The organism is Streptomyces sp. GMY02 (assembly GCF_019056675.1).
Lineage (GTDB): Bacteria > Actinomycetota > Actinomycetes > Streptomycetales > Streptomycetaceae > Streptomyces > Streptomyces odonnellii.
Genome location: NZ_CP077658.1, coordinates 3,296,937 through 3,310,263 on the forward strand (window position 1 = coordinate 3,296,937; position 13,327 = coordinate 3,310,263).

13 protein-coding genes are annotated in these 13,327 nt (G+C 72.2%); 3 read left to right on the top strand and 10 right to left on the bottom strand.

The genetic code is table 11. The features are described from left to right. Positions 1-64: 64 nt before the first annotated feature. Together KQY30_RS13755 and tsaB are read right to left on the bottom strand one after the other, a co-directional pair. Positions 65-571, bottom strand: a complete 507-nt coding sequence (locus KQY30_RS13755) for a GNAT family N-acetyltransferase (protein WP_217311044.1) — start codon at positions 569-571, stop codon at positions 65-67. An 83-nt stretch (positions 572-654) separates the two neighbouring features. Next, positions 655-1,368: a tRNA (adenosine(37)-N6)-threonylcarbamoyltransferase complex dimerization subunit type 1 TsaB gene (tsaB, locus tag KQY30_RS13760; RefSeq protein WP_217307079.1), complete on the bottom strand. Its 714-nt coding sequence runs from the start codon at positions 1,366-1,368 to the stop codon at positions 655-657. Between the two features lie 103 nt (positions 1,369-1,471). On the opposite strand from tsaB, the gene KQY30_RS13765 reads away from it, so the two are divergent. Continuing rightward, a complete protein-coding gene (locus KQY30_RS13765; RefSeq protein WP_217307080.1) occupies positions 1,472-2,026 on the top strand; it encodes a L,D-transpeptidase in 555 nt (184 codons plus the stop codon). A gap of 53 nt (positions 2,027-2,079) precedes the next feature. Here KQY30_RS13765 and KQY30_RS13770 read toward each other — a convergent pair whose 3' ends face one another. From KQY30_RS13770 to glmS, 7 genes are all read right to left on the bottom strand, one after another. Beyond that, positions 2,080-2,283, bottom strand: coding sequence for a hypothetical protein (locus tag KQY30_RS13770; protein ID WP_217307081.1), 204 nt, complete (start codon positions 2,281-2,283; stop codon positions 2,080-2,082). A gap of 191 nt (positions 2,284-2,474) precedes the next feature. Beyond that, positions 2,475-3,113 carry a tRNA (adenosine(37)-N6)-threonylcarbamoyltransferase complex ATPase subunit type 1 TsaE gene (gene tsaE / locus KQY30_RS13775; RefSeq protein ID WP_254407120.1) on the bottom strand — a complete coding sequence of 213 codons (639 nt, stop codon included), beginning with the start codon at positions 3,111-3,113 and terminating at the stop codon, positions 2,475-2,477. Beyond that, on the bottom strand, positions 3,085-4,335 hold the full coding sequence (locus tag KQY30_RS13780) for an alpha/beta fold hydrolase (protein ID WP_254407592.1): 1,251 nt from the start codon (positions 4,333-4,335) through the stop codon (positions 3,085-3,087). The genes tsaE and KQY30_RS13780 overlap by 29 nt, the downstream gene beginning before the upstream one ends. 151 nt (positions 4,336-4,486) lie before the next feature. Continuing rightward, on the bottom strand, positions 4,487-5,647 hold the full coding sequence (gene alr, locus KQY30_RS13785) for an alanine racemase (RefSeq protein ID WP_254407121.1): 1,161 nt from the start codon (positions 5,645-5,647) through the stop codon (positions 4,487-4,489). A gap of 99 nt (positions 5,648-5,746) precedes the next feature. Then, positions 5,747-7,237: an NAD(P)H-hydrate dehydratase gene (locus KQY30_RS13790; RefSeq protein WP_217307083.1), complete on the bottom strand. Its 1,491-nt coding sequence runs from the start codon at positions 7,235-7,237 to the stop codon at positions 5,747-5,749. A 4-nt stretch (positions 7,238-7,241) separates the two neighbouring features. After that, a complete protein-coding gene (locus tag KQY30_RS13795) occupies positions 7,242-7,610 on the bottom strand; it encodes a holo-ACP synthase (RefSeq protein WP_046507169.1) in 369 nt (122 codons plus the stop codon). 70 nt (positions 7,611-7,680) lie between these two features. Next, the gene (gene glmS / locus KQY30_RS13800; protein ID WP_217307084.1) at positions 7,681-9,528 is read right to left on the bottom strand and encodes a glutamine--fructose-6-phosphate transaminase (isomerizing); all 1,848 of its coding nucleotides are present in this window, start codon (positions 9,526-9,528) and stop codon (positions 7,681-7,683) included. A gap of 59 nt (positions 9,529-9,587) precedes the next feature. Between glmS and coaA the strand changes: the two genes are divergently transcribed. Together coaA and KQY30_RS13810 are read left to right on the top strand one after the other, a co-directional pair. Then, entirely contained in the window at positions 9,588-10,583 is a 996-nt protein-coding gene (gene coaA / locus KQY30_RS13805; protein ID WP_217307085.1) for a type I pantothenate kinase, read from the top strand. Positions 10,584-10,653: 70 nt separating this feature from the next. After that, positions 10,654-11,664: a DUF389 domain-containing protein gene (locus KQY30_RS13810; protein ID WP_217307086.1), complete on the top strand. Its 1,011-nt coding sequence runs from the start codon at positions 10,654-10,656 to the stop codon at positions 11,662-11,664. Positions 11,665-11,865: 201 nt separating this feature from the next. On the opposite strand, the gene glmM is transcribed toward KQY30_RS13810, so the two are convergent. Then, positions 11,866-13,224, bottom strand: coding sequence for a phosphoglucosamine mutase (gene glmM / locus KQY30_RS13815; protein ID WP_217307087.1), 1,359 nt, complete (start codon positions 13,222-13,224; stop codon positions 11,866-11,868). Between the last annotated feature and the right edge of the window lie 103 nt (positions 13,225-13,327).

A 13,327-nucleotide genomic window follows, 5' to 3' on the forward strand; every position in this document is an offset into this window, starting at 1 on the left:
TATGAGTCGTACGTACGGGTCGGACGGGTCGGACGGGTCCGACGGGTCGGGCAGGTCCGGCGGATCAGCCCGGGACTTCGTCCTGCCGGGCCTTCATATGGAGGCGCATGACGAGCGCGTCGACATTGCCGGGCTGGTAGTAGCCGCGCCGGAAGCCGATCGGCTCGAAGCCGAACCGCTCGTACAGCCGCTGCGCCCGTGGATTGTCGACCCGCACTTCGAGCAGCACCTCCTCGCACTCGAAGGCGGTGGCGTGCCGGAGCAGCTCGGTGAGCAGCCGGGAGCCGAGGCCGGTGCCCCACTGGTCGCGGGCCGCGGCGATGGTCTGTACGTCACCGATGCCACCGGCGGCGGCGAGCCCGGCGTAACCGACGATCCGGCCACCCGGCGCCCCCTCCTCCCGTGCGTCCTCCGCCCCGGCGTCCCGCGTCTCCGCCACCACATAACTGCGGGTGGCCCGCGGACCGCGCGCGTGGGCCAGCTCGGACCAGAACATGCCGGGCGACCAGGCGTCCTCGGGGAAGAGGTCGTGTTCGAGGGCGAGTACGGGCTCGATGTCCCACCAGCGCATCTCGCGCAGGGAGACGGCGGGAGCCGCCGTCGCGCCGGCCGCCTCCGCCACTCGCTTCTCCCCTGCCCCGTCGGTCGCGTCGGTCACTTCGGCGTGACCACCTTGTAGTTCTTGGGCACTTCCGCGTCGGGACGGCGCAGATACAGCGGAAGAGCGGGCAAGAAGCCCTCGCCAGGACCCCCGGCTCCGGCCTCGGTCCCGACCCCGTCCGCCGCCCCTGCCCCGGCCGCCGCCAGCCTCTCCGCCGCCAGCGACGCGAGCGCCGCCGCCGACTGGTGCTCAGGCCCCCGCGCGTCCGGGAAGACCTCCGGGTAGAGCCGTGCCCCGGCCCCGACCGCCGGCACCCCCGCCACCTGCTCGTGCCCGGCGATATCGGCCGGGCGGTCGACCGCGGGCTCGGTCAGGCGCGTACGGGCATCCGCATAGCGCGCCCAGTAGACCTCCTTGCGCCGCGCGTCCGTCGCGACGACGAACGGCCCGTCGAGTCCGGAGGCGTACGCGAGCCCGTCCAGCGTGCAGAGCCCGCGCACCGGCACCCCCAGCACCGAGCCGAAGGTCAGGGCGGTGACCAGCCCCACGCGCAGTCCGGTGTACGGCCCCGGCCCCACCCCCACGACCACATCCGTCACGGCCTCCAGTTTCAGCCCGGCCTCGGCGAGGACCCGGTCGACGGCGGGGAGGAGCAGCTCCCCGTGGCGGCGCGCGTCGACCTGGCTCTCGGCGGCCAGGACGGAGCTGCCGTCGTGGAGAGCGACGGTGACGGCGGGCGTGGCGGTATCAACGGCGAGCAGAAGCACGCAAACAGCCTACGGCTCCGGCGCCCGGGGCACGGCGCCCCGCCCCGTCACTCGGCTGCTGCTACCGTCACCGAGAAGTCATACGTACGAGAGGTGGATCAAGGTGTCCAGGAGCAGCTCGGGAATCGTGGCCGGGCTCACCGCGGCGGCGGTCGCGGTGGTCGGCTTCCTCGCCTACCAGGCGGCCGCGAACGTTCCGAAGGCGGTCGGAAAGCCCGCCGCGCCCTCCGCCTCTCCGTCCGCCCCGGGCGCCGCCGTACCGAAGAAGAAGGACCCGAAGGCGATCCCGCCGGAGTCGGGCACCGGCGCGCGGGTCGTGTACGCGCTGGCCCAGCGGCGGGTGTGGCTGGTGAACCAGAACGAGCAGGCGACCCGGAGCTTCTCCGTCATGCCGAGCACGGTCAGCCCGATGCCCGGTTCGTACCGGGTGACCTCGCGCTCCGGCATGGTCACCGGAACGGACGGGGTACGGGTCGAGCATGTCGTACGGTTCACGACCGTCAACGACGTGACCATCGGATTCGGCTCCGCGGCGGACGGCTCGCTGTCCAAGCCCGATCCGACGCTGAAGACGGGCGGGGTCCGGATGAAGAAGGCGGACGGCAACGCGGTGTGGACGTTCGCGACGGTCGGCTCCCCCGTGGTCGTCGTCCCGTAGCCACCAGCCGGTACGCCCCCGGGTACGGCTCTCCTCAGGGGGTACGGCTCTCCTCAGGCCGCGTCGGGCCGCCGTTCCAGTTTGTCCGCCTCGGTGGCCGTGACCGCCGACGGCTCCCTCGGCGGGGTCGATACGGCAGCGGCAGCCGCGCACGACGCCAGCAGCGCGCTCATGGATACGGACGGTGCCGAAGCCGGGGGCGAGGGTGACCGGGGCGGAGAGGACTGGGGACGCGATTCGCGCTCTGACGCCGACATGGATGCCTCCTGAGGCTCCGGGGGCAGGCGTGGTCAGGTACTAGTTAGGCAGGCCTAACCATGTCTCGATTACCATGTGACCACGCTGGGCATGGCACGCGCAACATTTTGCCGACGTCTTGTCGGAACGTACGGAACGGCTGGCCGAATCGCGGACAAATCCTCCGACGGGGTCAGCGGGAACGGCGGGGTCAGCGGACGAGCGCCCCGAAATCGGTCTCCGACCAGCGGCGTCCGAATCCCGTCAGCGTGACGGTCCGCCGTTCGTCATATCCAGTGGTTTCGCCCGCGCCCCCGGGTACCGCGCCCCCCGGTTCGGTGGTTTCGCCCGCGCCTTCGCCCGGACCACCGGGCTCCGCGCCGCCCACCACCCGGTGGATCATCACGCGCAGCCGGTCGTCCGACAGTTCCTCGACCTTGCCGTCGCCCCACTCCACGACCACCACGGACTCCGGCAGCGAGACATCCAGGTCGAGGTCCTCCATCTCGTCCAGCCCCCCGCCGAGGCGGTACGCGTCCACATGGACCAGCGCGGGTCCGCCGGTCAGCGACGGGTGGACGCGGGCGATCACAAAGGTGGGCGAGGTGACGGCGCCACGGACGCCGAGGCCCTCGCCGAGACCGCGGGTCAGGGTCGTCTTCCCGGCGCCGAGTTCGCCGCTGAGCATCACCAGATCACCGGGGCGCAGCAGGGCCGCGAGCGCGCGCCCCAGCTCCTGCATCCGTTCGGGCGAGTCGATGGTCAGGACCGGGCCGGCGGTCTCCGGGGCTGCGGTGGCGCGGGCGGCTGCTCCGAGGGTGTCAGCCGCCGGGCTGTGCGGTGCTTCCATGTCTGCCAACGTTAGCCTCAGAAGGCATCGCGCCCACCCTTGCCAGCAGGTCGGCGAGCCGGTCCGTGACCACCTCCGGATGCTCCAGCATCACGAGGTGCCCGGCGTCCGGCACGAGCACCAGCTCCGCGTCCGGCAGCAGATCGGCGATGGCCTCGCTGTGCGAGCTGGGGGTGACGAGATCGCTCTCCCCCGCCAGCACCAGGGCCGGAACCTCCAGGAACACCGAGAGCGCCTGCACCTTGTCATGGTCGGTGAAGGCCGGGTAGAACTCCGCGACCACATCGATCGGGGTGCCCTCGATGAGCCGCTCGGCGAACCGTACGACCGCGGGATCCACGTCCTTCGAGCTGAACGAGTACCGCTTGATCAGCCCGGCGAAGAGATCGGCGGTGGCCCGCCGGCCGCGCTCCACCAGCTCCGCCTGGGAGCCGAGCGCCCTGAGCACGCCGGGCAGGACGCGGCGTACGGCGTTGACGCCCGCGACCGGCAGACCGTAGTTGACCTCGCCGAGCCTGCCGCTCGACGTACCGACGAGCGCGATGCCGACGACCCGTTCCCGTACCAGCTCGGGGAACTGGTCGGCCAGGGCCATCATCGTCATCCCGCCCATGGAGTGGCCCACCAGCACCAGCGGGCCTTCGGGCGCCGCCGCGTCGATGACGGCCTTGAGGTCGCGGCCGAGCTGGTCGATGGTGACGGGGACGGCGCCGGGGCCGCTCTGGGAGACGCCGCGGGCTGAGCGACCATGGCTGCGCTGGTCCCAGTGGACGGTACGGACGAGCCCGCGCAGGGCGGCGCGCTGGAAGTGCCAGGAGTCCTGGTTGAGGCAGTAACCATGGCTGAAAACCACGGTCACGGGGGTCGGGGCCTTGCGCCCGAAGAGCCGTCGCCTGCGGGGTCCGGACGAGGTGCCGGCGGCCCCGTTCGCCTCGGGGCCCTCGTCCACCGGCTCGGTGTCCTCGACCTCGTAGTACAGCTCCGTGCCGTCGTCGGCGAGCGCTTTGCCCGGGGCGCCGCGCAGTGCTCCGTACGGTCCCGACGCGTCCAGCGCGAGCCGTGCCCTCCTGCGCATGCCCCGGCCGACGGTCATCCTCTCGATCGCGACACCGGCGGCGGCTCCGGCGGCGATCACGCCTATCGCGGCACCGGCGATACCCGCCTTGCGCCAGTTGCCGGTGACGGCCGCCGTGGCCGCGGTGGCCGCCGAGGCCGTCGCCACCGCGGCCGCCGCCGTCACCGCCGCTTCCCCCGCCGGGCTCTTCTCGCTCACCGTCACTCCTCGTCGTCCAGGGTCCAGGCTTGCCTTCCCCGCCGTGCCGGGCTTCACCCCGGAGAGATCACTCAGGTTGCCGGTGCGCGCCCGCGCCCCGTCATTCGTCCTCGTTCAGATAGACGCGGGGGACGCGGGAACCGATGCGGGTGACGATTTCGTACGCGATGGTGTCCGCGGCCTCGGCCCAGTCCTCGGCGGTCGGCTCGCCCCGGTCACCGGGGCCGAACAGGACGGCGGTGGTGCCCGGTTCGGGGGTGTCCCCGCCGAGGTCGACCACGAACTGGTCCATCGCGACCCGCCCGGCCACCCGCCGCCTGACCCCGCCGACCAGGACGGGCCCGCGGCCCGAGGCGTGCCGGGGGATGCCGTCGGCGTATCCGAGGGGGACGAGCCCGAGGGTGGTCTCGCGCGGGGTGAGGTAGTGGTGGCCGTAGCTGACGCCGTGGCCGCCGGGGACCTGCTTCACCAGCGCGACCGAGGCGGACAGGGTCATGACGGGCCGCAGGCCGAAGTCCTGGGAGGTGCCGACCTGGGGGCTGGGCGAGATGCCGTACATCGCGATGCCCGTCCGTACGAGGTCGAAGTACGACTCGGGGACGGTGAGCGTGGCCGGGGAGTTGGCGATGTGCCGTACCTCGGGCTGGGCGCCCTCCTTCTCGGCGTACGCGACCATCTCGTGGAACGCGTCGAGCTGGGCGGTGATGGAGGGGTGGCCGGGCTCGTCCGCGCAGGCGAAGTGCGACCAGAGGCCGGTGATCCGGACCTCGCCGGCGGCCTGCGCGGCGAGGGCGGCACCGACGAGTTCCGGCCAGTCGGCGGGCTGGCAGCCGTTGCGGCCGAGGCCGGTGTCGGCCTTGAGCTGGATACGGGCGGGGCGGGCGGCCTCGCGGGCTGCGGCGGTGAGTTCGCGCAGGGCCCACATACCGCTGACGGACATGTCGAGATCGGCCTCGATGGCCTCCCGCCACGGGTCGCCCGGGGTCCACAGCCAGCAGAGCACCCGGCTCCGGATGCCCGCGGCGCGCAGGGCGAGCGCCTCGTGGGGGGTGGCGGTGCCCAGCCAGGTGGCCCCGGCGGCGAGCGCGGCGCGGGCGACGGGCAGCATGCCGTGGCCGTACGCGTCGGACTTCACGACCCCCATCAGCGCGGTGCCGTCGCCCACCCGGGCGCGGAGCGCGCGCACATTGGCACGCAGGGCGGCGAGATCGACCTCGGCGCGGGCCCTGAGGTGAGTGGATGTCTGCATCATTCCGGTCATCACGGCCAGTCTCTCAGAGCCCGCGCCCGGCCCCGGTCCGGTGCGGGTGGCGGGCCGACCGGGGGATTCCGGTTCCGGCCGCGCCGGCGGACCGGATCGTCACCCGCGTACGTTCCGCCATGCCTCCGGCAGGCTCCCCGCCACGTCCAGGGCCGAGATCGGCGCGCCCCTCGAAGCCAGCCGCGCCGACAGGCCGTGCATGTAGGCACCCACCGAAGCCGCGTCGCGCGGGGCGAGGCCCGCGGCCAGAAGGGAGGCCGACAGGCCCGAGAGGATGTCGCCGCTGCCCGCCGTGGCGAGCCAGGACGTGCCCGTGGGGTTCACCCGGACCGGAACGTCCTTGTCCGGGGCGGCGATCAGCGTCGTCGAGCCCTTGAGCAGGACCGTCGCGCCGAAGCGGGACGCCAGTTCCCGTACGGCCGTGAGCCGGGACGACTCGACCTCCTCCCGGGGCACGCCCAGCAGCGCGGCGGCCTCGCCCGCGTGCGGGGTGAGCAGGGTCGGCGCCGTACGGCTCCGCACCGTCGCCGCGTCCAGCAGCCGCAGCCCGTCCGCGTCCACCAGGACCGGCACGTCCGAGGCCAGCACCTCCGCCACCCCGTGGCCCCCGCCGGCGTCGGCGCCCTCGCCCAGTCCGGGACCGACCGCCCATGCCTGCACCCGGCCCGCCTTCGACGGCGGTCCCTCGTGCACCAGCGTCTCCGGGAAACGCGCGATCACCGCGCCGCTTCCGGGCCCCACGTACCGTACGGCGCCCGCGCCACCGTGCAGCGCGCCCGCCACGGCCAGCACCGCCGCGCCCGGATAGCGCGCCGAGCCGGCCACGATCCCGACGACCCCGCGCCGGTACTTGTCGCTCTCGGCCGTCGGCGCCGGCAGCAGCCGCGCCACATCGGCGTGCTGGAGCGCCTCGAACTCGGGCACGGCCGGCAGATGCGGTACGAGCCCGATGTCGACGAGCCGTACCGCGCCCGCGTGTTCGCGCGCCGGATCGATCAGCAGGCCCGGCTTGTACGTGCCGAAGGTGACGGTCACATCGGCGCCCACCGCCTCGCCCGCCACCTCCCCGCTGTCCGCCTCCACCCCGCTGGGCAGATCGACGGCCACGACCACCGCGCCCGATTCCCGGGCCGCCCGTGCCACCGGGGCCGCGTCGGCGCGCAGCCCGCCGTGGCCGCCGATGCCGGTGATGCCGTCCAGGACGAGATCGGCGTCGGCCAGGACACCGGAGGCCCGCACACCGGAGGCCGGCGCTCCGGAGGGGTCGTCGGCGACCCGGCCGCCCGCGCGCAGCAGGGCCGCGAGTCCGCCGGCGTGCGCCCGGCCCGGGGCCAGCAGCACGGCCACGACCCCGGCGCCCCTGCGGGCGAGGCGGGCCGCGGCGTACAGGGCGTCACCTCCGTTGTCCCCGCTGCCGACGAGGACGACGACCCGCGCCCCGTACACCCGTCCCCGCAGGTCACCCAGCAGGCCGGCACAGGCGACGGCGAGGCCGTGGGCGGCGCGCTGCATGAGGGTGCCCTCGGGGAGCCGTGCCATCAGCTCCCGTTCGGCGTTTCTGACGGTCTCCACGCTGTAAGCGATACGCATACGGTCAACCCTCCGCGATCACCACGGCCGACGCCACTCCCGCGTCATGGCTGAGCGAGACATGCCAGTTCCGTACGCCCAGTTCGGCGGCGCGGGCCGCGACCGTGCCGAGCACGCGGAGCCGCGGCTGCCCGCTGTTCTCCGTATAGACCTCGGCGTCGGTCCAGCGCAGTCCGCCGGGCGCGCCGAGTGCCTTGGCCACGGCCTCCTTGGCGGCGAACCGCGCCGCCAGGGAGGCCGTACCGCGCCGCTCCCCGCTCGGGAGGTACAACTCCCGCTCGGAGAAGAGGCGTTCGACCAGTTTCGGGGTCCGCAGCAGCGACTCCCCGAACCGGTCGATCTCCGCCACATCGATCCCCACCCCGATGATCACTCGCTCACTCCCGCTCCCCACCGCGCTGTCCGCGGTGCCGACTGCTCCGGGCTGCCCCGGACTTCTCCGCCTACTCCACCGTGACGGACTTGGCCAGGTTCCTCGGCTGGTCGACCTCGTTGCCGCGCGCCGTCGCCAGCTCGCACGCGAACACCTGCAACGGCACAGTCGCGACCAGCGGCTGAAGGAGCGTAGGCGTCGCCGGGATGCGGATGAGATGGTCCGCGTACGGCACCACCGCCTCGTCCCCCTCCTCCGCGATCACGATCGTCCGCGCGCCCCTGGCCCGGATCTCCTGGATGTTCGACACGATCTTGTCGTGCAGGACCGACCGTCCACGAGGCGACGGTACGACCACGACCACCGGCAGGTCCTCCTCGATCAGTGCGATCGGGCCGTGCTTCAGCTCACCGGCCGCGAAGCCCTCGGCGTGCATGTACGCCAGCTCCTTGAGCTTGAGCGCGCCCTCCAGGGCTACCGGATACCCCACATGACGGCCCAGGAACAGGACCGTCCCCTTGTCCGCGAGGGAGCGCGCGAGGGCCCGTACCGGCTCCATCGTCTCCAACACCCGCTCCACCTCGCCCGCGATCTGCGACAGGTCCTTGATGACGGCCCGGATCTCGTCGCCCCACTTCGTGCCGCGCCGCTGGCCCAGATAGAGCGCGAGCAGATAGCAGGCGACGAGCTGGGTCAGGAACGCCTTGGTGGACGCGACCGCGACCTCGGGTCCCGCGTGGGTGTAGAGGACCGCGTCGGACTCCCGCGGAATGGTCGAGCCGTTCGTGTTGCAGACGGCGAGCACCTTCGCGCCCTGCTCGCGGGCGTGCCGCAGCGCCATCAGGGTGTCCATCGTCTCGCCGGACTGCGAGATGGCGATCACCAGGGTGCGCCGGTCCAGGATGGGGTCGCGGTAGCGGAACTCGCTGGCCAGCTCGACCTCGCAGGGCAGCCGGGTCCAGTGCTCGATGGCGTACTTCGCGATCAGCCCGGCGTGGAAGGCCGTACCGCAGGCCACGATGACGACCTTGTCGGCCTCGCGGAGCACCGACTGCGGGATGCGCAGTTCGTCCATGGTCAGCGCGCCCTGGGCGTCGATCCGGCCGAGGAGAGTGTCGGCGACGGCCTTGGGCTGCTCGGCGATCTCCTTGAGCATAAAGTAGTCGTAGCCGCCCTTCTCAGCGGCCGAGGCGTCCCAGTCGATGTGGTACGAGCGGACCTCGGCCGGGTCGCCCGCGAAGTCCGTCACGGTCACCCCGTCCCGGCGCAGTTCCACGACCTGGTCCTGGCCCAGCTCGATCGCGGACCGGGTGTGGGCGATGAACGCGGCGACGTCCGAGGCGAGGAAGGACTCGCCCTGCCCGACACCGACCACCAGCGGCGAGTTGCGACGGGCGCCGACCACCACGTCCGGTTCGTCCGCGTGCACGGCGACGAGGGTGAAGGCGCCCTCCAGACGGCGGCACACCTGCCGCATCGACTCGGCGAGGTCGCCGCTCGACGAGAACGCCTCGGCGAGCAGATGCGAGACGACCTCGGTGTCGGTCTCGGAGCCCAGGTCATGGCCGCGGCCGGCCAGTTCGGCCCGGAGCACGGCGAAGTTCTCGATGATCCCGTTGTGTACGACGGCGACCCGGCCGGCATTGTCGAGATGGGGGTGCGCGTTGGCGTCGGTGGGCGCGCCGTGCGTGGCCCACCGGGTGTGCCCGATGCCGGTGACCCCGGCCGGCAGGGGCCGTTCCACCAGTTCCTTCTCCAGATTGACGAGCTTGCCCGCCTTCTTCGCCGCGGCCAGCCCGCCGTCGGCGAGGACCGCGACTCCGGCGGAGTCGTACCCGCGGTATTCGAGCCGTCTGAGGCCCGCGATGACCACATCAAGCGCCGACTGTCCGCCGACGTAACCCACAATTCCACACATACCGGCACCCTAAGGGGCCCGCCCCCGCGCCCCCCGTAACCGATCCGGGACAATGAAGTGTGATCACATCGTCGCCACACACTGTCCCCCGCCGGGCGGAGCACGGTCCGACCCCGTTCGTGGACCTGAGCCGGGACGAGTGGAGCGCGCTGCGGGAGCGGACGCCGCTGCCGCTGACCGCGGAGGAGGTGGAGCGGCTCCGGGGGCTGGGGGATGTGATCGACCTCGACGAGGTACGGGACGTCTATCTGCCGCTCTCCCGGCTGCTGAATCTCTATGTGCAGGCCACGGCCGGGCTGCGCGGCGCGCTCAACACCTTTCTCGGGGACGCGGGCAACGGGCACGGCGCACAGCGCGGCACCCCCTTCGTCATAGGGGTGGCCGGGAGCGTGGCCGTCGGGAAGTCCACCGTGGCGCGGCTGTTGCAGGCGCTGCTCGCGCGGTGGCCGGAGCATCCCCGGGTCGAACGCGTCACCACGGACGGCTTTCTGCTGCCCATGGCGGAGCTGAAGGCGCGCGGGCTGATGTCGCGCAAGGGCTTCCCCGAGTCGTACGACCGGCGGGCCCTGACCCGGTTCGTCGCCGACATCAAGGCGGGCAAGGACGAGGTCACCGCGCCCGTCTACTCGCATCTCATCTACGACATCGTGCCGGGCGAACGGCTCACCGTACGGCACCCGGACATCCTGATCGTCGAGGGGCTCAATGTCCTCCAGCCCGCCCTGCCCGGCAAGGACGGCAGGACCCGGGTCGGGCTCGCGGACTACTTCGACTTCAGTGTGTACGTGGACGCGCGCGCGGAGGACATCGAGAGCTGGTATCTGAACCGGTTCCGGGCGCTGCGCGCGACCGCGTTCCAGGACCCGTCCTCGTACTTCAGGAAGTACACCCAGGTCTCCGAGGAGGAGGCCCTGGACTACGCCCGTACGATGTGGCGGACCATCAACAAGCCCAATCTCCTGGAGAACGTGGCGCCCACCAGGAGCCGTGCCACCCTGGTGCTGCGCAAGGGTCCTGACCACAAGGTCCAGCGGCTCTCGCTCCGTAAGCTCTGACAGCCCAGAAGGCCCGGAAAGCCCTGAAACGAAACTCCCGAGCGCCCGCGAACCCCGAGGAGCCGTCCGCATGCTGCATCTGCGTCTGCTCGTGCCGGACGACCGTACCGACGAGGTGGTACGGGCCGTCGAGCGCACGGTCGGCACCGCGCATCTCGTCGTCGTCCCCGGCGCCGCGCGCGATCCGCTCGGCGATCTCGTCATGGTCGATGTGGCGCGCGAAGCGTGCGACGGGCTGATCTCGGATCTGCGCGAACTCGGGCTCGACAGGAGCGGCTCCATCTCCGTCGAGAACATCGATCTGTCGCTGTCCGAGCGGGCGGAGAAGGCGGAGGAGGAGGCTCCGGGCGAGGGCGTCGACGCCGTGCTGTGGGAGCAGTTGGAGGATGTCACCCACGAGGAGTCCACGCTCTCCTTCACCTATCTGGCGTTCCTGACCCTGGCGACGATGATCGCGGCCTGCGGTGTGGTGCTGGACAACGCGATCCTGATCGTGGGCGCGATGGCGGTCGGCCCGGAGTTCGGGCCGCTGGCCGGGGTCTGTACGGCGCTGGTGCAGCGCGCCCCGAAGCTGGCGTGGCGCTCGCTGGTCGCGCTGATCGGCGGTTTCGCGGTGGCGATGGCGCTGACGACGGGGTTCGGTCTGCTGATGGACGGCTTCGGGCTCTTCACCCGCTCGATGCTGGAGGCGGAGCGCCCGAACACCTCGTTCATCTGGAACCCGGACCCGTTCTCGCTGGTCGTCGCCGTCCTCGCGGGAATCGCCGGGATGCTCTCGCTGACCTCGTCGCGCTCGGGCGCGCTGGTCGGCGTCGCCATCTCGGTGACCACCGTCCCCGCCGCGGCCAACGCGGCGGTCGCGCTGGGGTACGGGGACTACAACCAGGTCTGGGGCTCCAGCAGCCAGCTCCTGCTGAACCTGGCGGGAATCCTGGTCGCGGGCACGCTCACCCTGATCGCCCAGAAACTGATCTGGGCGAGCCAGCGGGAACGGGTACGGCGGACGGAGGACCGAGCGGACCGCGTCACGGACCGCCAGGCGGACGGGGCGGGCCGGGCGGAGCCCCGTACACGCATATGACCTGGCCCAGGCATCGCACGCGGACCTGACCCCGGCCCGACGCGCCGCACGCGGACCTGATCGCGCTTCGGTACGGGCACCACTTCCGTACGGATACCGCTCCCGCGTGTGTACCGCGGCGGCTCCCGCCGGACCCGGCAGTGCCCGGCCCGGCAGGCAAATCGTTCCTTCCGGAAGGCTCGGCGGCTACGAGCCCGCTCTTCAGCCCAGCGCCGACTTCACCGCGTCCGCCAGGCGGCTCGCGACCGACCTGGCCTGGTCGATGTCCGGGGCCTCGACCATGACACGTACCAGGGGCTCGGTGCCCGAGGGACGGAGGAGGACGCGGCCGGTGGAGCCCAGTTCGGATTCGGCCTCGGACACCGCGGCCGCCAGTTCCGCCGAGGTGTGCACCCGGGTCTTGTCGACATCGGGCACGTTGACGAGCACCTGGGGCAGCCGCCGCATCACGCCCGCGAGGTCCGCGAGGGTACGGCCGGTCGCCGCGACCCGGGCCGCCAGCAGCAGGCCGGTGAGGGTGCCGTCGCCGGTGGTGGCGTGGTCGAGGGCGATGACATGGCCCGACTGCTCGCCACCGAGCGCGTAGCCGTGCTCCTTCATCGACTCCAGTACGTACCGGTCACCGACGGCCGTCTCGACCAGGTGGATGCCCTCGCGCTCCATCGCCAGCTTGAAGCCGAGGTTGGACATGACCGTGCCGACCACCGCGTTTCCGCGCAGGGTGCCCGCCTCGCGCATCGACAGGGCCAGCACCGCGAGGATCTGGTCGCCGTCGACCTCCCGGCCGGACGCGTCCACCGCGAGACAGCGGTCCGCGTCGCCGTCGTGGGCGATGCCGAAGTCCGCGCCGTGCTCGACGACCGCGGCCTTGAGCGGGCCGAGGTGCGTGGAGCCGCAGCCGTCGTTGATGTTCAGCCCGTCCGGCTCGGCGCCGATCGTGATCACCTCGGCACCGGCCCGCGCGAAGGCCTCGGGGGAGACCCGGGCCGCCGCGCCGTGCGCCTCGTCCAGGACGACCTTCAGCCCGTCGAGCCTGTTCGGCAGCACCCCGATGAGATGCGCCACATACCGGTCGAAGCCCTCGTCGTACGTACGGACGCGGCCGACGCCCGCCCCGGTGGGCCGCTCCCAGGGGGCGCCGGTGCGGTGCTGCTCGTACAGCGCCTCGATACGGTCCTCCAGCTCGTCCGCGAGTTTGTGCCCGCCGCGCGCGAAGAACTTGATGCCGTTGTCCGGCATGGCGTTGTGGCTCGCGGACAGCATCACGCCGAGGTCGGCACCCAACGCGCCGGTGAGATACGCCACCGCAGGGGTGGGCAGCACACCGACGCGCAGGACGTCCACTCCCGCGCTGGCGAGTCCGGCCACGACCGCGGCCTCCAGGAACTCGCCGGACGCCCGGGGATCCCGGCCGACCACCGCGGTGGGCCGGTGCCCGTCGAACGTCCCCACCTCGGCGAGCACATGCGCGGCCGCGACCGACAGACCGAGCGCCAGCTCCGCCGTCAGATCGGCGTTGGCGACACCGCGCACACCGTCCGTACCGAAGAGTCGTCCCACAGCTCTCCCTCCGAAAAAAACACGAAAACGCAAAAACACTGATCGTCTGATGCTGTTATACGCCCGAGATCACCAATAAAACGAACGCCCCGGCAGCACGGAG